Genomic DNA, 18,720 nt, shown 5'->3' on the forward strand with positions numbered 1-18,720 from the left:
GATACAAATCAAACTTAACACATTTGGGTATTAATTTATGATAAATTGAGGAATAAAATGGTTGGTCTATGGTCTCTCAGTTGAAGATAGCTTAGTGAAATTGGTTTTCAGCTCATTAGGTTGTAAAAAATGAACCCCGACATTTTCATGCCGGGGCTTGGGTAGTGGACTTAACACTTCACACACACTTAGTCCATACCCTTTGTGTACAGTTTTCCAACTTCTCTGTATCCGTCTACACTTCTGTACCAATCCATGTAGCTGTAGCCACTGCTTTTAGCCCAATCATTAAATCTTAAATGACCTTTTCTAATGTCAACACTTTCCTCGGGGTAAACAAAACTTTCAGGTAAGTTAATTCCCCAAGGCAAGCTTGTTTTCGACTTATAATAGTCGCCTCTTGATGGATCAGAGTTATCATCAGCTGTTCCAAAAAAGCTATTATCTACTAAATCTGTAGGGGCATAGCCTGGTAAGTGCGCCTCTCTACCTCTATTCTGAGAAATAATGATAAAAGGGTTATAAGGCACAGAACCCAAGTTTTCGATTGCTTTTGGACTGTTCAGTTTAATTGTCATACTCACTATTGATGGCTCAGCATAACTTTCTTCATTTCGTGTATTGATAAAACCGCTTGTAGCAAACAGGTCGTGCACATTGTCTGAAACAATAAATACTGCTTTACCTTGATTGGCTTCTGTTCCATTGGTATTCGTATTAATCAGTCCTGTATTCAAAACATTACCCTCTGTGCTTAAAATATCACTAGGAATAAGATCTGTAGAGAAGCCAAAACCGTTTCTGTAACCTGCACCTGCTGCTCTTACCACAAACTTGGGTGCCATTTCTACTACGTTGTTATCAGCATTCATGATGTGTTTAAACTGGTAGTCTACCACCAAATCGTTAAAGTCATAGTCGCCCATATTTGGCCAATTGTCTTCAAAAGCAAAGGTGCCGTAGGTAGTAGAAGAAGGGTAGTAGCTGTCGTAAGCTTTAGTGCCATCGTTAGGATATTCATCAAGCGCATCATTTATGCCATCACCATCAGTATCTAAAACGCCAGGTTTATCAATAGGACTGACATTGGTAGTGCTAATGGCCTTTACTGGGTTTGAGGTTACAAATAGTATGGCATCGTTAAAATCTTGATCACATTTAAAAGGAATGTCGTCTCGTCTAACATCTTCAAAACCAAGTAGAAAGAGTTCGTTTTCTTCGTCCCAAAGCAATACATTGTGTTGCTTTAAGTTGTCGTCTGTTTCTGGGTTTAGGTTTTTGTCGGCAAACACTACGTGGTTATAATCTTCAGAGTTACTACCATTCCAGCCATCGGCCAATAATACCAATCCAATTGAAATCCCTGGCTCGAAACGACCAATATTTACTTTGTCGCCAGTAATTAATCCACCACCACTGCCAGCGAATGATAGATTAGGAAAGGCTACATTAATTTGTTGTACATCGTTTAATGATTGCGGAGGTGTGTTGGTAGGATAGGTGTAGAAACCGATTGCGTTTCTCCATCCTGCTCCTTCATGTACAAAAGTCAACCAAACGTCTGCGGTTTCTACAATGTCTAAAGTTGTTTTCTTTCCGTTGGCCAAATAGGTTGGGTGATAATCTGGCACGGGCAGACTTTCTGGTAATGATGCGTTGATGTATTCTAAAATAGATGCGGAAACAATGTCGCGCTCCGATTCTAAATAATTGGGCACCCCAGCAGAATTATAACCTCCCATATATACAATGGTAGGCGTGCTGTTGCTGAATGTGGTTCCTGCGCTTGCATACCCTGTTTTACTTGTATTGGCTACAGACAAAGTGTTATCGATGACTTGTGATGGGTCAATTGAACCATTATAGGTTAGCGTAAGCGTATTTGAAACAATTGGAATAGAAATGCTATTCGGAATACCAATGTATTGGGCTTCCATAACCAACTCAGTTAAATGGTTCGCTAAAGCTATTTTCTGACTTAAAATTCCGTTGGTATTTGTTACTCCAGTAACCAATATTTGATCTGTTAATGGATCTATCAATTGAATTTTAATGCCTTTTAATGGAGTGCCTTGGGCATCTCTAAAAGTCAGGTTGATTTGTGTTGATGTTACACTTTGAAAATCGAAGTCAGCAAACTCTGATACTTCAACCGACTCTTCATTTAACTTTTCAAAATCTGGTTCTTTAACGCAACCCATTATGAGAAGCAGGCTAAGTAATGCAGTTAATTTTTTCATGATTCTTTTCTTTAGGCTACTTTTTGGAATCGAGTTCTTGCTTGGCCAGCCTTTAAGGCTACATTTACTCTCAGGCTTAATTCTATAGGGCTAAATGGCTTGCTGATTGAATCGCTAACGCCAAGTTCTAACGCGTGTATTCTTTGCTCACTCTTGTCGTTATCAGTAAGAATAATCATTGGAGTTGAATTCAAATCGGCTTGCTTTTTTAATTGACTTAGCTCCTGATACTCGTTTGAATTTTTGATTTGATAATCCGCTAATATTAATGCTGCCTCGTTAACTTCTAACCACTCTAGAGCTTCTGCTGGAGATTTAACAGCTTTAACACTATGATCATTCTCTAGGTAATTTGCCAAGAATAATCTCATCATTGTGTTGCTCTCTACGATTAATATAGTTTCCATTTTGCGTATTGTTTTCGTTTTCTTGAGTCAAAAGTAGGGGGTGAAAACGCGCTTTTGCGGCAGAAAAGACGAACGGACTCTTTTCTTCGATAATGGGAGATAAACTGACGATAAAGAAATAGGTGAAATACTTAATGATGTGTTTGAAGCTCGAAAAAGTTGGTTGAAGGTGATTTTTTGGTCATTTATATACAGAATCGCTCAAACCCAGCTTAGAGTTTTACTGCTTATTTAAACTTTGAACAAAAAAATAACCCCGTCATTTTTATGACGAGGTCAGAAGGTAGAATGCCACACAAACACACACGTTTACATCTACCAAATAATTAATAATGACTGTTCTACGGAATTTAGGCTGCTTGCCGAATACACTTTTGCAGCCTACGCGGCTTTTAATCGCTTGAAAACAATATCGAGTGAAGTGCTTGTTAGCGGTTTTGATATAAAATCAACAACCGAAGGATAAAACTTGGCTTTGTTAAAATCGGATTTATCAGTGGATGAGGAGAGTAAATAAATGTCAAACTTTTTCTTGAGCCCAATATCAAAGTGATCGAATTGATCTAGAAAGTCCCAACCATCATACTGAGGCATATTAATATCGAGAAGCAATATGATTTTATGAAAACTGGATTTTTCATCGTTTATAAAACCCATTGCATCCTGTACATTGCTAAAAGAGATTACTTCAGCATTCTCTACATTTTTTGTGATGATTACTTTTGAAAGGAATTGGTTGATGGGATCGTCATCCACCGTAATAAATATATTGCTGCTCTGCATCTGTTCGTGATTTTCAAATTTAAAGAAGGGAATAACCCCAGATTTGAAGTACAGCGCAATTGTTTTGGTAGCTTGTGGTAAGTGTTTGTTTCACAGTGGGTAAGCCTCGAAATTGTGGCCAATTTATGTAAAAGCAGCACTTCGTACCTAGCAATGATACGTTTTTAAAGCTTCTAACCCTTCTTTTTTTATGTTTTTCTCGTTCTAAATTAAATATTCACATAGCGAACGGAGTGTTTTTAACTGCTTGGCTCTACTACCTCCCAACACATTCTAGCTGGGCATTTATCATATAAGTTGACTATCTTCCTTCTTCAACTTTAAGTCTATGATCAAGAAACTACTTTTTGCAGCGCTCATTTTTTGTTTTGCCGTATCCTGCGGTTCATCAGCCTCTTACGACATCATTATTGAAAATGGAACTGTCTACGATGGCACTATTAACGCAGAGCAAGTCACCGATATCGGAATTATTGGAGATCAAATCGTGAAGATTGGTGATTTAAGCAAAGCCAAAGCCACCAAACGCATTGACGCAATGGGTTTGGCCGTGTCGCCTGGTTTTATCGATATGCACGCGCATGTGGAATCCATTATGCGGTTGCCCGCAGCAGAGAGCGCCATCAAACAAGGAGTAACCACTGTTTTGGGTGGTCCCGATGGTCGTGGTCCTTCACCCATGAAGGATTACCTAGACAGTTTAGATAGATATGAGTTGGGAGTGAATGCTGCTTATTTGGTGGGACATAACTCCATCCGAAGAGCGGTAATGCAAACTGAAAACCGCGAGCCAACGGTTAAAGAATTAGAAGAAATGAAAGCTAAAGTACAAGAGGCAATGGACAATGGAGCTTTTGGAATTTCCACAGGGCTTAAGTATGTGCCTGGTTCTTTCTCTAAAGTAGATGAAGTAATTGCGCTCTCTAAAGTAGCGGGTAAAGCTGGTGGTATTTACACATCTCATTTAAGGGAAGAAGGTTTGGGTTTGCTCGATGCAGTGCAAGAAGCAATTATGATTAGTCGTGAGGCTGATATTCCCGTGATTCTTACTCACCATAAAGCCATTGGCCGACCGATGTGGGGTGCAAGTATAAAAACCTTGGCAATGATTGATTCGGCCAGAAGTATTGGTTTGGATATTATGGCAGATCAATATCCTTATACAGCAAGTTCTACTGGTATTTCGGTGCTTATTCCCACTTGGGCAATGGCGGGAGGAACTTCGGCCTTGAAGAAAAGGCTAGAAGACCCTAAAACGAAAGAGAAAATCATTGAAGAAATCATGTTTAATTTAGAGTTTGATAGAGGAGGTGCTCAATTGGATGTGGTGCAGTTTGCTTCTTTTAAATACAAACCAGAATTAAACGGAAAGACTTTAAAGGATTGGGCCATTGAACGAGGGTTAGAACCCACTTTTAGAAATGGTGCCGAATTGGTGATTGAAGCACAATTGAACGGTGGAGCTTCTTGTGTTTTCCATGCCATTAATGAAGAAGATGTGAAACGTATTATGCAGCATCCAATGGTGATGGTGGCTTCGGATGGGGCCTTGTTAGAGCCCGGAGTTGGACATCCACATCCAAGAGGTTACGGAACATTTCCGAGAGTTTTAGGCTATTATGTTAGGGAAGAAGGGGTGATTGACTTGCAAACCGCGTTACGTAAAATGACTTCAATGCCTGCCGATAGGCTAGGCCTAACAGACCGCGGTTATATCAAAGAAGGCATGAAAGCAGATATCACTGTTTTCAATCCCAAAACAGTAATCGACAAAGGCACTTTCGAAGATCCACATCATTATCCAGAGGGGATTGACTATGTGATTGTGAACGGAAAACTTACTATTGACCAAGGCGAACTGACCAGCGAAAGAGCAGGCCGAGTACTCAGAAAAAACCAATAACCTATGAAACGACTTCAAATTTCCCTATGGCGTAAATCAACTTGGATGCTCTTAACGCTCTTTCTCTGGGTAAGTGTTTCCGCCCAAACACTTCAAGAACAAGCCGACCAAAAAATCAAGGCTTTTGTGGAAGCCACTCAAGTTCCCGGCTTGAGCATTTCCATTTCTCAAAAAGGGCAATTGGTCTTTTCGAAAGGCTATGGCTATTCCGACCTAGAGAATAAAACACCTGTCGACCCTTCCAAAACCAAGTTCCGGATTGGGAGTGTTTCCAAAACGCTCACGGCTGCTGGTTTGGCGCTGCTTTATCAGGAGGGAAAAGTAGATTTGGATGTACCCATTCAGAAATACGTTCCCGTTTGGCCAGAAAAAAAGTATGACATTACCTTAAGGCAATTGGGAGGGCATATGGCAGGAATTCGTCACTATCAAGGTAATGAATTTTTGAGTGCAAAAAACTACCCGACTGTTACCGATGGCTTGGCTATTTTCATGAATGATCCGTTGATTAATAAACCCGGTACCACCTATTCTTATTCAAGTTATGGTTGGAACCTGATTTCCGCTGCCATGGAGACCGCCAATGCGGGTGAATTCTCGTTTCAAACTTCTGATTTTCTACAATTTATGCAGCAACAGGTGTTTGATAAATTGGGAATGGACAATACGGTTGCAGAATATGCCGATCGCAAAACAGCCAACCTCACCAAGTTTTATCAATTCAAAGATGGAAAGGTTGTGGCCGCGCCTTATGTAGACAACAGCTACAAATGGGCTGGAGGAGGTTTTGTGGGCACAACGGAAGACCTCTGTATTTTCGGTCAAGCCCATATGACGGCTGGTTTCCTGAAACAAGAAGTGCTTGACGAGTTTATGACTTCGCAGAAGACTGACGATGGAAAGGCAACCAATTACGGAATAGGTTGGTCTACTTATGCGCGTAAAAGCGGCAATACATTTTATGGGCACAGTGGAGGTTCAGTAGGTGGAATTACTTATTTCCTTATCCACAAAGAAACTCAAACCGTATTGGCCATTACTGGCAATATGGACCCGCTCAACTACAACGGATTACAGTTTGAACTGATGGAAATGTTTGTGGAGGGGAGGTAGAGATGAAGCATTTTTTTAGCATAGTAGCTTCATTGATTATTTTTCATAATTCCGTATTTGGGCAATCGAATGATTCAGTTCAGCACACTAATTTTGATAAGTTAATACATGAAAGAATCTATACAATAGAGATAAATGACAGACAATTACTGGAGTTGGTTAAAAGTATGGATCACAGCTATGAGGGTGTGTTGATCAATTCAGTTTTAAAGATTAATAGAAAAGGAGAACCCATTAAATACATTAGACAACGATTAGCTATTCCAGGCGATGATGTTGAGAAGATAATGAATGAGGTTTTCAAGCAAGGGGTTGAATCGATCCCTTCTTGCAGTGAGGTGGAAGGTTGTATTACGGGTTTTGATGGAACGAGCATTTCCTTTCATATTAAAACTACTGATGTGGATCGTGAATTCTCTTACTGGGAACCGGAGAATGATTATTATCAAAATCCAGACTTAAAAGAAATAGCTCAAATCCGTGGTCTTTTAAAAATCATAAAAATGAAAATTGATCTTAATTATCTTTTTGATCAATTTATAGATTCTCTTCCCATAGGAATATACAGCTATGGTGGGGTTCTAGTTACTAAACGATGATTAGTACCCAAACTACTTCCTTAGAATACCATCGAACCCGAAATTCTTATCTAAAACATTAAAACCGATAGGTCGATTGGTGTGTAACAATCGTTACCAACTGCCATTCAGCGTCCGCCTACCTTTGATCCAAATAAGGACAAAGCGTAATGAATAAAAAGGTTTTAATACTTCTCATAGCGGGTCAACTGCTGGCTTTTACGGCCAAAAGTCAAGACACGCTACTCATATCGAAAGATGATCTGGTACAGCGTGTACTTCAGAATAATCTTCAATCAAAAATTGCCGAGCAACAAACGGCCATGGCGCAGGGAGATCTGAATCAGTCGAAAGCACTGTTTCTACCTTCCGTTTCTGCTACACAAACCTCCATGATGACCAACAATCCGCTCATGGCTTTCGGTTCTAAACTGAACCAAGAAAGACTGACCCCTGCGGATTTCGATCCTAACCGATTGAATGATCCCGACAGGATTGAGAACTATTCGGTAGAGGTGCAGGTATTGCAACCGCTCCTCAATTTGGATGGCGTTTATCAGCGTCAAGCAGCGCAAATTCAAGTTGAAGCTTATGAATTACAAGCCGCGCGCATTCAAGAACACATGGAAATGGAGGCCATCAAAGCTTATATGCAATTGCAGTTGGCTTATGAGGCAGTGTCGGTTTTAGAACGCGCCAAATATACTGCCGACCAAGGGCTTAAGCTTATAAACGATTACTTCGACCAAGGTTTGGCAAAGAGGGCCGATGTATTGGATGTGGCGGTCAGACAAATTGAGGTAGAAAACCAGTTAAGATACGCCAAAAGCAACATTAAAAATGCTTCCGATGGACTGGCAACTCTGCTAGGAACTGACATTGACGGAACGGTATACAAGCCGCAATCTACTATTTCTAGCCGTCTACAAACCGAAGACTTTTCCAACCTTTTATCGCAAGACAGAAAGGATTTAGTAGCCATGAACAAGGCGCTTTTAGGGCATGAGAAAATGCTCAAATCCGATAAAATGAGTGCTTTACCTAGAATTAATGCTTTTGGCAATTACCAAGTGTACGACAATAATGCTTTTGGCTTTGGTGCCGATGGTTATTTGGTAGGGCTACAGATTTCATGGAACATTTTCGATGGAAACAAGAATGTGGGCAAAATTCAGAAAGCCCAAGCTATGGTGGAAAAAGCCACGATCGAAAAGGAAAATTATACACAGCAAGCCCAGTTCGAATTAAACAAAGCCAACCGTCAATTGGCTGATGCTGAAAACAAGGTGGCGCTATCACAAAAAGCTTTTGAGCAGAAAGCCGAAGCCTATCGCATCAGAAAAGACCGATTTATGGAAGGCTTGGAAAAAACAGCCGATTTGTTGATGGCCGAAACTCAAATGTTTCAGAAAGAACTGGAACACGTACAAGCCCTTTTTGAATACAACTTAACGAAAGAATACTTAAGGTTTTTAACTAGATAAACGATGAAAACATACCAATATATACTTCTAACATTTGCTGCATTCCTAACGGTAGGTTGTGGCACAACAGAACAAAAGGAAATCACTAAACTTCCTTCAGTGCCTGTAAAAGTTGCCCAAGTAAATGCTTCTGAATCGGCAGGCTATATAGCTGCCAGCGGAAAAATTGAAGCAGGTCAAAATGCAAATTTAAGTACCCGAATGATGGGCAATGTTACTAAGGTTCATGTAAAAGTGGGTGATAAAGTAAGCAAAGGACAAACGCTCATTAACATTAGTAATGCCGATTTGATCGCCCAAAAGGCACAAGTAGATGCTTCTATTATTCAGGCTAAAAGTGGTTTAAAGAATGCAGAAACAGACTTTCAACGGTTTAAATCATTGTTTGAAAAAGGAAGTGCTTCACAGAAGGAATTGGACGACATGACTACTCGATTCGAAGTGGCAAAAGCTAATGTGGAGGCTGCTGAACAAATGAAAAAAGGAGTGGAGGCACAATTTGCTTACTCCGATATCAAAGCACCTTTCTCTGGTGTGGTGGTGAATTCATTTATCAAGGAAGGTATGATGGCCAATCCGGGTATGCCGCTTATTGCTTTGGAAGATGCCAAAAACTATCAGGTGGTGGCTTCGATTTCAGAATCTGATATCTCGGGCATTACCGAAGACACAAAAGCAATGGTCTATGTAAAGTCGATTGAAAAAGAATTTGAAGGCAATATCATTGAGTTGAGCCCTTCGGCACAAAATACGGGTGGTCAATACTTGGTGAAAGTTGCCATCAAAGCGACTGACGAAGCATTACGTTCGGGCATGTTCGTGAACGTAAAATTCGCTGCAAATTCAACGGAAACTGAGACTTCTCAAATTATGATACCCACTAGCGCATTGATTCAGAAAGGGCAATTGACTGGAGTTTATGTAGTGACGGATGACAAAATCGCTATTCTAAGGTGGTTAAGATTGGGAAGAACCTATAACGAAAAAGTAGAGGTGATTTCTGGACTTGGAGAAAACGAGCACTTTATTCTAAGCCATGAAGGCAAGCTGTACAACGGAGCAAAAGTTACATTTTAAGACTTGTAAGTCCGATTGAAAACAATTTAACGAGACAGAAATGCAAGAAGGAATTTCAGGAAAAATAGCCAATCTATTTATCAACTCTAAGCTGACTGTACTGCTTATGGTGGCGTTGATGATCATTGGTGTATACAGTTCGTTTCTTATTCCGCGCGAAGAAGAACCGCAAATAATCGTACCCATGGCCGATATTATGATTGGCTATCCTGGGGCAAATCCTACGGAAATTGAAAACCGTGTGGTGAGGCCTTTAGAGAAAATCATCTCCAATATCAAAGGAGTGGAGCATGTTCACAGTATGTCGATGAATGGCCAAGCGGTGCTCATCATTCAATTCTTTGTGGGCGAAGATGTTGAGCGTTCCTATGTGAAACTCTACGATGAACTCGAAAAAAACAAAGGCATGTTCCCCGAAGGCGTTTATCAGCCTTTGGTGAAAACAAGGTCCATTGACGATGTGCCAATGTTGGGAATCACACTCTGGAGTGAAAACTATAGTGATTTTCAACTTAGACAAATGGCTGAGGAGTTAACCACTGAGATTGAAAAAGTAAGTGATGTAGCCATTACCAAAGTAATTGGTGGAAGAACTAGGCAATTAAAGATTGTGCTGGACAAAGATAAGATGGCTGAAAATGGCGTAGATCCGATGGGGATTATGCAGATTATTCAGGCCAGCAACAGCAGTTCCCAGTCGGACAAGTTTGTTCAAAACGATCAAGAATTTCTGATTACAACGGGTAAGTTCCTTTCTTCTGTAGAAGAGGTAGAGCGGTTGGTAGTAGGGGTGAATAAAAACTTACCCGTTTATTTAAGCCAAGTGGCCAAAATCGTAGATGGGCCATCGGCTTCTAGAAATTATGTGTCGTTTGGTTATGGCAAGGCAAACGAAGAATATGCTTCATTTCCTTCAGAATACCCTGCGGTAACCATTTCTGTAGCCAAAGTAAAAGGTGCTGATGCCATGAAAGTGGCAGATAAAATCCTTACACAAGTAGAGGGTTTGAAAAGGAACTTGATTCCGAACGATGTTGAGGTAGCGATTACTAGAAATTACGGTGAAACCGCTTCGCATAAAGTAGGAGAGTTGCTCTTGCATTTGGGTGTGGCCATTATAGCCGTAACGGTTTTGGTAATGCTTTCCATGGGCTGGAGAGGCGGGTTAGTGGTATTCTTGTCTGTTCCACTCACTTTTGCTCTGACGCTTTTTAGCTATTACATGCTGGGCTATACGCTTAACCGAATCACGCTTTTCGCCTTGGTTTTTGTGGTGGGTATTGTGGTAGATGATAGTATTATCATTGCTGAAAACATGCACAGGCATTTTAAGTCGAAGAAACTGCCTTTCAAGCAAGCGGCTATTTATGCCATCAATGAAGTAGGTAACCCAACTATTTTGGCCACATTCACTGTAATTGCTGCCATTTTACCAATGGCTTTTGTGTCGGGCATGATGGGTCCGTATATGAGTCCAATGCCAATTGGAGCATCTATTGCCATGATTCTTTCATTGTTTATTGCCTTAACCATCACTCCATATTTAGGCTACCATTTTCTTCGTGAAAAAGAAAGTGGAGAAGAGAAGGAGGAAAAAGCATACGAAACTACCTTTATTTATAAGGCCTATAAAGCCATAGAATTTCCTTTCTTAGAAAGTAAAATAAAAAGATGGGCGCTATTGGGTGCTACGGTGGTATTGCTCTTGGGTTCAATGTTCATGTTTTACAACCAGTCGGTGGTGGTTAAAATGCTGCCTTTCGATAATAAGAATGAGTTTCAAGTGGTAATTGACATGCCTGAAGGAACCACCTTAGAGCGTACTGCGGCTGTGACTCAAGAAATCGCTCAGTATTTATCCAATGTGTCCGAAGTAGTAAGTTATCAGAATTATGTAGGCAGTTCGGCACCCATCACGTTTAATGGTTTGGTAAGGCATTACGATTTACGCGGAGGAAGCAATCAGGCCGATATACAAGTAAATCTGTTGCATAAAGCTGATCGTGACTTGTCAAGCCATGACATTACCAAAATGCTACGTGCCGATATTCAGGCCATAGGTGCTAAGCATAATGCAAATGTAAAACTCGTAGAAGTGCCACCTGGCCCGCCCGTACTTTCAACCTTAGTGACGGAGATTTATGGTCCTGATTATAATGAACAAATCAAGCTGGCTGCCCAAGTAAAAGAGCTTTTGCTGAATACACAAGATGTGGTTGATGTTGACTGGAATGTAGAGGATGGACAGACAGAATACAGGTTCGAGGTAGATAGCGAAAAAGCCATGATGCACGGAATTGTTCCTCAGCAAGTGGTGGGAAGCATTACTTACCTTATGCAAGAATATCCTGTGTCGAATTTTTACGACCAAGATGCCAATAACCCTGTGGGTATTGTATTGGCTTTAGACGATAAAGACAAGTCCAGTCTGCAAGATATTGAGGGGCTTAAAATCAAAGGACAGCAAGGTAATTTAGTTACTGTGAGCGATTTGGTCAAAGTAACAAAAGACACGCTCCAACCTACAATTTATCACAAAGACCAGAAGCGCGTGGTGTATGTTTTGGCCGATATGGCTGGAGATTTGGAAAGTCCTGCTTATGCCATTTTGGGCATGACCGAGCAGATTCAAAACCTTACTGTGCCGAAAGGCTACTCGGTTAACGAAATGTACATGGGTCAACCTGAAGATGAGTCGGATTATACTGTGAAATGGGACGGAGAATGGCAAATTACCATGGAGGTTTTTAGAGACTTAGGAACTGCCTTTTTGGTAGTGATAGTGATCATTTATATGCTGATTGTTGGCTGGTTCCAGAACTTCAAAACACCAATTGTAATGATGATTGCTATACCGCTTTCGTTGGTGGGTATAGTGTTAGGCCACTGGATGTTAGGAGCATTTTTCACAGCCACATCCTTTATAGGCATGATTGCTTTGGCTGGAATTATGGTAAGAAATTCGGTGCTGCTGATCGATTTTATAGAGATCAGACTAAACGAAGGAGCTTCTATAAAACAAGCCATCGTGGATGCCGGTGCGGTACGTACTAAGCCCATTCTACTCACCACGGGTGCGGTAGTGATTGGTGCATCCATCATCCTGTTCGACCCTATATTTCAGGGACTGGCCATTTCATTAGTGGCGGGGGCTATTGTTTCCACTTTGCTCACCCTAATTGTTGTTCCGCTCATTTACTATATGACCGAACGCAAAAAGTGGGAGAATAAATCATCAAACCAGTAATCATAAGATCATGGAATTATTAATAATCACAGCGGCAAGGGCTTTTGAAAAGGACATCAAAAGCCTACTAAAAAAAGCAGGAGTCAAAACCTTCTCCTATATGGATGTAACGGGTTATAAAGATCCAGAAGGTGAACCCATCTCTGCCAATTGGTTTGCCTCGAGCATTGGCGAACGTCAGTCTGTTTTATTCTATGCCTTTGTACCTACGCTTATTGTAGACGAGGTCATGTTAAAGATCAGAAACCTAAATGAAAGCCAAGAATCAGAGTCGAAAATTCACGTGGCAGTAATGGACATTAAAAGAATGAATAACATTTAAAAAGAATATAATGGTAACAAGAGTAAAACATGCAATAGCCGGTACTTTCATTTTAGCCAGCATACTATTATCAATTTATGTAAATCAAAATTGGTTGTGGTTTACCGCTTTTGTGGGTGCTAATTTGCTTCAATCATCATTTACGAATTGGTGTTTGATGGATATTATTTTGAAGAAATTTGGCTTGAGAGATTCGGCAAAAACTTGTTGTTAAAAGCATAGATTTTTGCCGAAAACGAGTGGATTCATTTGTCTTATTTCTCAAGATTTTGGGGTTTTCAGCTTATCTTTAAATCAGCGATTAGCCGATTATGAAATTGACGATATGAATGAACTTTTAGATAAAATGTTGACCAATTCTGGTCTTGAAGAGAGGCTTGCAGACGAAATTAGAACTGCGGGAAGGCTCAAAAAAGTAAAGGCTGGAGAGCTGGTTTTTGGATCAGACCAAGGAGGAGGCGAAATGCCCATCGTTTTGCAAGGATTGCTTAAGGTAATGCGTCAAGACGAACAACGAAATGAGGTGTTTCTTTACTATTTAGAAGGCGGTGAGACTTGCGCAATGTCAATTGCCTGTTGCTTGGAAGGGAGAAATACGGGCTTTCATGTAATGGCCGAAGAAGACTCCATCGTTTGGATGATTCCGAATAGCTATTTAGACGCTTGGATGGTGAAATATTTGAGTTTTAGAAAGTTTGTTTTTAGTTCTTATCAAACTCGTTTTGATGAATTACTTACCACTATTGATAGCGTGGTTTTTCATAACATGGATGAAAGGCTTTTGAAATATTTATTAGATACACAGCAGGCCACGGGCACTTTTAAAATTCAGAAAACGCACCAACAAATTGCCAATGAGTTAAATACCTCTAGGGTGGTCGTGTCTCGGTTATTGAAGGGCTTGGAAGCAGATGGTAAGATTGAACTGCATAGAAACTGCATAGAAATTTTGTAAACCAAGATTTACTGATGAAAAAGGGTAAGCAGAGCGAAACAGATGAAAAAGGAAAAGGGAATTTAAAGTTGGCCATTGTTTTAGTGCTTACCCTTGGTTTGGCACCTTTTACGCCCGAGCCTCATGTTTGGGGTAAAATAAAATGGGTAATGGGGGGCGCCAACGGAATGCAAATGATGGACTACTTTGATTTGGTTTTGCATGGTGCCCCTTGGGTGTATTTGATCTATGAACTGGTCAAGTATTTCAATAGAAGAACTCCATAAATTTCATGATTGATTTTCCATTCTGTAACAAATGTAACTAAGCCTAACGCCCCAAGGTTGTACTTTTGTCTAGTAGAAAATAAGCATTAGATAAAACAAGAAGAAATGAATATTGAAGAACAAATAAATCAGGGTAAGGCCAGTATAGTGGATGTACGTTCGCCAGAAGAATTTAGGGGAGGACATGTAGCCAATTCGGTAAACATTCCGTTGCCTGAGGTTCCTCAGCGGATTGAAGAACTTAAAGCCATGAAGGCACCACTGGTACTGTGTTGCGCATCAGGAAATCGCAGTGGCCAAGCAGAACAATTTCTTTCGAGCTACGGCATCGAGTGCTACAATGGAGGCAGCTGGTTAGATGTAAATTATGTTCAGTCTAAAAACGTTTAAGAGCAATGTTAGAAGGATTAAAAAGATTGTTCGGTTTAGGGCCAAAAGTAGATTTTAAGGAACTAGTTCAGCAGGGAGCTGTTGTTCTAGATGTACGCTCGAAGGGCGAATTTGCAGGCGGACATATCAAAGGCTCAATGAATATTTCAGTAGATACTTTGGGTTCGAATTTAAGTAGGTTGAAGAATAAAGATAAGCCTATAATTACCTGCTGTGCTTCGGGTATGAGAAGCGCTTCGGCCAAGAATATTTTAAAAGCCAACGGATATACACAAGTGTATAATGGTGGTGGTTGGTCGAGTCTTCAGCATAAAATTAGATAGACATTAAACCTAGAAATTATGGACAACACAAACGCAATTGGGTTAGAAAACAACAAAGCCGAAAAATTAGCTGAAAAGTTAAATGAGCTTTTGGCCAATTATTCAATTTTTTATCAAAACACACGCGGTGCACACTGGAATATCAAGGGTGAGAAGTTTTTCGAACTTCATTTGAAATTCGAAGAGTTGTACAATGACTTAGTACTTAAAATTGATGAGTTAGCAGAACGAATTTTGACATTAGGACACACTCCAGAGCACAATTACTCAAAGTATGCTGCCAGTTCTTCCATTAAAGAAAGTAGCGAAGTAACCAACGGAGTTAGAGCTGTAGAAAACATCTTGAACTCGTTTAAAATGGTGATAACGCTACAACGTGAAATTTTAGATTTAGCTGCTGATGCCAATGACGAAGGAACAAACGCTTTGATGAGCGATTACATCAGGGAGCAAGAAAAAATGGTTTGGATGTATTCTTCGTTTTTGAACAGGTAAGAATAGCATAGAATTGGTGTTGAAAAACTCCCTGAAGGCATAAGCTTTTAGGGAGTTTTTTTATGCTTTAACAGAAAAATAAAGCAGGGTTGATTGACAAATAGAATGATGGTTTAGAAAACGGGTTTGAATCAAAAAATGAAGAAGGGCTGTCTTTCAAAAAGGAAAATGCTAACTCTACTTTGGTTTATTTCATGGGGCTATATGAAATTTATTATCTCTCAATTAATGCGCATAGCTTAGCATTAATAAAAAGAAAAGTGAATTAGGAAAGAGAGGCGAAAGGTGTTTACTTCAAGCGATACTTTTGACTGCTTTTCGTGAGAGAATCAGCATTAGTGCAAAATGCTTCAACCTAAATAGCAAAACTACATGAAATGGATGCTCCCTCGTAATCTCTTGATTTTCCTGTTTGTGTATTCTGCATCGCTAAACGCTCAGCAAAGCCAAATAGATAGTCTTAAACATTTACTAATAGGTCATAAGGATGATATTGAGAAGGCACAGATATATAGAGAATTGACCATTAAATACGATAGAGTCAATCAGGATTCATCTCTTTATTTTGCTGATAAACAAATCAAGCTTTCCAAAAAAATCAACTATGTAGAAGGAGAATATGCAGCCTACTATTCAAAAGGGGTTTCCTTTTTTAGAAAGAACTTACAAGATTCGGCACTGTATTACTTTCAAAAATCCTATGAGGATGCCTTGGCTGCACAAGATTCAATACAAGCCAATCAATCATTGGGAAGTGTTGGGGCTTTGAATATCCTACTTGGTAACTATGAAATGGCCTTGGAAGCTCTCTTCGCAAGGCTGGAAATGTTAAAAAAATACCCTAACCCTGCAGCTGAGCAAACAGCCTATAACAACATTGCCAGCACCTATGATAGGATGGAAAACTACGCTCAAGCTATTCTTTACCATCACAAGTCGCTTAAACTTAAAATGGAAGCTCAAGATATCAATGGTATTATGATATCATATCAAAACTTAGGTGCTGCATTTACTAAGTTAGATGACGTGGATTCTGCGCTGTATTATACCAAAAGGTCTTTTAGAATAGCAGAAGAGCTAGACGATAAGATTGTAATGGCTGCCACACTTTTGAACGTAGGAGCATTCTACACTCGAGATGCACACTTTTCATACGACTCGGCCTCGGTGTATCTAAACAAGAGTTTGGCTATTGCGAATGAAATAGGCGATAAAGATGGTATGGCAAGATCGTATACGAATTTGTCCACTATTAATTTTGTCGAAAAAAAATATCAAAAATCTTTAGACATGTCCCTTAAGGCTTTGCCCTTATTTGAAGAGCTTGGTTATAAGAATGACATTTCTGAAAGGGCTAATGATATCGCATTAGCACTTGAGCATTTAGGGAGATTTCCTGAAGCATACGCTTACCTGAGACGACACAAAACGCTAGATGATTCTCTATTTACTGAAGAAAGCACTCGTGCAATAAGTGAGATGCAGACCAAGTATGAAACAGAAAAGAAGGATCAAGATATCGCACTTCAGTCTGCACAATTAACAGAACAGCAATTAGAGTTAGAACAACAGCATTTGATACGAAATGTGGCTGTAGCCGGGGCTATGCTCTTAGGTATGGTTGCTTTTCTAATTTATAGAATCAAAACAAAAAGTAACGAAGCTATTTCGGCCAAAAACGAACTTTTGAGTAAATCTCTATCGGAAAGAGAAGCGTTGCTGAAGGAGATTCACCACCGGGTAAAAAACAATCTTCAAATCATAGCAAGTTTACTCTATTTACAATCCGATGAGTCAGAAAATCAGGATGTTAGAAGACTACTAGAAGAGGGGCAAGGCAGGGTTCGATCTATGGCCCTGATCCATCAAAAGCTCTACGAAAATGAAGATTTAAAGCATATCCCCTTCGATGATTATTTGAAGGAATTGATTGGTGAAATCAAACTTTCTTTTGGTGATATGGCCAAAAATGTTGAGCTAGAAGTAGAGGCAAAAGATGTATTTTTCGATGTAGATACTGCTGTACCTCTAGGGCTAATAATCAATGAATTGAGCACCAATGCTTTTAAATATGCCTATGCCAAAAGAGTAGGTGGCGGGGTATTCAAAGTGAAGCTTCACAAAAAAGGAGGAGCGTACCACCTTACGGTCTCGGACAATGGCTCTGGAATTCCTGATGAAGTATTGAATGCCACTCAGTCTACTTCTCTAGGTTTGAAACTGACCAAAATGCTTAGTGACCAGTTGGAGGGAGAATACAATTTTAGTAATACCAATGGTACTACCTTTGACCTTAAGTTTGCTGTATAATGGAGAAAGTAAAAGTATTGGTTGTTGAAGACGAAGTAATCATTGCCCAATCTATCATTAGCATGATTGAAAAGATGGGTTATGAATGTGTAGGAACGGCTATTCGCGCCACCAAAGGACTAGAGTTAGCCAAGGCACTTAAGCCCGATATTGCATTGCTTGATATCAATCTGAAAGGAGAAGAAACAGGCATTTGGCTGGCAGGTGAGTTAAAAAAGGAACTGAATATTCCCTATGTATTCTTAACCTCTTTGGGCGATAAGAAAACCATTGAAGAAGCGACATCAACCATGCCCTATGGCTATTTATTAAAGCCTGTGGCTCAGCAAGGCGTTTATGCCGCAATAGAAACTGCCTTGGCCAGGTTCAGTGAAGAGAACAGAAAGCCAGCCCAAAAGGAAGTCACACTTTCTGTTAGTAAGTCACTTGATGAAAAAGAGGAAGAAACAAAACCATCGCTGCTGATTAAAGATGCTCTCTTTATCAAAGATGAATATCAATATGTGAAAATCATCCTTTCCGAAATTGACTACATAAAGTCAGATGGTAATTACATCGAAATTCATAGCCAAGGGAGGAAGAAAGTACTAAAAGAAACCCTTAAGAATATGGAGGCTAAATTACCCGCGGATGTTTTCTTTCAAATCCATAGGTCGTACTTGGTTAATGTAGAAAAGATTGAAAGTATAGGAGGGAATAGTATTAAAATCAATAATGAAGAGCTACCAATTGTGAAAGAAAGAAGAGATGCCCTTTTGGCCTATTTGCCAGGGTAAATCTTAAGCCATAACCTCCATTTCTAAACCTATTTCCTAGCCTCTGATTCC

General features: G+C 39.9%; 18 protein-coding genes. 15 read left to right on the plus strand and 3 right to left on the minus strand.

Annotated elements, in window-relative coordinates; genetic code table 11:
• Positions 1–188: 188 nt before the first annotated feature.
• From AWW67_RS13770 to AWW67_RS13780, 3 genes are all read right to left on the minus strand, one after another.
• Entirely contained in the window at positions 189–2,240 is a 2,052-nt protein-coding gene (locus AWW67_RS13770; protein WP_071387143.1) for an LruC domain-containing protein, read from the minus strand.
• Between the two features lie 11 nt (positions 2,241–2,251).
• Entirely contained in the window at positions 2,252–2,647 is a 396-nt protein-coding gene (locus AWW67_RS13775; RefSeq protein WP_053221964.1) for a response regulator, read from the minus strand.
• Between the two features lie 381 nt (positions 2,648–3,028).
• A complete protein-coding gene (locus tag AWW67_RS13780) occupies positions 3,029–3,430 on the minus strand; it encodes a response regulator (protein WP_062302461.1) in 402 nt (133 codons plus the stop codon).
• 328 nt (positions 3,431–3,758) lie between these two features.
• Between AWW67_RS13780 and AWW67_RS13785 the strand changes: the two genes are divergently transcribed.
• The 15 genes from AWW67_RS13785 (at position 3,759) to AWW67_RS13855 (ending at position 18,669) form a co-directional block, all read left to right on the plus strand.
• Entirely contained in the window at positions 3,759–5,333 is a 1,575-nt protein-coding gene (locus AWW67_RS13785) for an N-acyl-D-amino-acid deacylase family protein (protein WP_062302462.1), read from the plus strand.
• Positions 5,334–5,336: 3 nt separating this feature from the next.
• The gene (locus AWW67_RS13790; RefSeq protein ID WP_082794057.1) at positions 5,337–6,446 is read left to right on the plus strand and encodes a serine hydrolase domain-containing protein; all 1,110 of its coding nucleotides are present in this window, start codon (positions 5,337–5,339) and stop codon (positions 6,444–6,446) included.
• A 2-nt stretch (positions 6,447–6,448) separates the two neighbouring features.
• Entirely contained in the window at positions 6,449–7,045 is a 597-nt protein-coding gene (locus AWW67_RS13795) for a hypothetical protein (RefSeq protein ID WP_062302465.1), read from the plus strand.
• Between the two features lie 149 nt (positions 7,046–7,194).
• Entirely contained in the window at positions 7,195–8,508 is a 1,314-nt protein-coding gene (locus tag AWW67_RS13800; protein WP_062302467.1) for a TolC family protein, read from the plus strand.
• Between the two features lie 3 nt (positions 8,509–8,511).
• Positions 8,512–9,585: an efflux RND transporter periplasmic adaptor subunit gene (locus AWW67_RS13805; RefSeq protein WP_062302468.1), complete on the plus strand. Its 1,074-nt coding sequence runs from the start codon at positions 8,512–8,514 to the stop codon at positions 9,583–9,585.
• 40 nt (positions 9,586–9,625) lie between these two features.
• Positions 9,626–12,832 (plus strand): efflux RND transporter permease subunit, encoded by a 3,207-nt coding sequence (locus AWW67_RS13810; protein WP_062302470.1) that lies wholly within the window; start codon positions 9,626–9,628, stop codon positions 12,830–12,832.
• A 10-nt stretch (positions 12,833–12,842) separates the two neighbouring features.
• Positions 12,843–13,154: a hypothetical protein gene (locus AWW67_RS13815; RefSeq protein ID WP_062302471.1), complete on the plus strand. Its 312-nt coding sequence runs from the start codon at positions 12,843–12,845 to the stop codon at positions 13,152–13,154.
• Between the two features lie 10 nt (positions 13,155–13,164).
• Entirely contained in the window at positions 13,165–13,368 is a 204-nt protein-coding gene (locus AWW67_RS13820; RefSeq protein ID WP_053221974.1) for a YgaP family membrane protein, read from the plus strand.
• Positions 13,369–13,380: 12 nt separating this feature from the next.
• Entirely contained in the window at positions 13,381–14,109 is a 729-nt protein-coding gene (locus AWW67_RS13825) for a Crp/Fnr family transcriptional regulator (RefSeq protein ID WP_260311461.1), read from the plus strand.
• 14 nt (positions 14,110–14,123) lie between these two features.
• Complete coding sequence (locus AWW67_RS13830; protein WP_062302473.1) at positions 14,124–14,375, plus strand: hypothetical protein; 252 nt, start codon at positions 14,124–14,126, stop codon at positions 14,373–14,375.
• Between the two features lie 105 nt (positions 14,376–14,480).
• A complete protein-coding gene (locus AWW67_RS13835) occupies positions 14,481–14,765 on the plus strand; it encodes a rhodanese-like domain-containing protein (RefSeq protein WP_062302475.1) in 285 nt (94 codons plus the stop codon).
• Positions 14,766–14,770: 5 nt separating this feature from the next.
• The gene (locus AWW67_RS13840) at positions 14,771–15,088 is read left to right on the plus strand and encodes a rhodanese-like domain-containing protein (RefSeq protein ID WP_053221977.1); all 318 of its coding nucleotides are present in this window, start codon (positions 14,771–14,773) and stop codon (positions 15,086–15,088) included.
• A gap of 18 nt (positions 15,089–15,106) precedes the next feature.
• Positions 15,107–15,583 (plus strand): Dps family protein, encoded by a 477-nt coding sequence (locus AWW67_RS13845; RefSeq protein ID WP_062302476.1) that lies wholly within the window; start codon positions 15,107–15,109, stop codon positions 15,581–15,583.
• 372 nt (positions 15,584–15,955) lie between these two features.
• Complete coding sequence (locus AWW67_RS13850) at positions 15,956–17,893, plus strand: histidine kinase dimerization/phosphoacceptor domain -containing protein (protein ID WP_062302477.1); 1,938 nt, start codon at positions 15,956–15,958, stop codon at positions 17,891–17,893.
• A complete protein-coding gene (locus AWW67_RS13855; protein WP_062302479.1) occupies positions 17,893–18,669 on the plus strand; it encodes a LytR/AlgR family response regulator transcription factor in 777 nt (258 codons plus the stop codon). Before AWW67_RS13850 ends, AWW67_RS13855 begins: the two co-directional genes overlap by 1 nt.
• Positions 18,670–18,720: the final 51 nt, after the last annotated feature.

Origin of the sequence: Roseivirga seohaensis, from assembly GCF_001592945.1 — a bacterium.
Lineage (GTDB): Bacteria > Bacteroidota > Bacteroidia > Cytophagales > Cyclobacteriaceae > Roseivirga > Roseivirga seohaensis.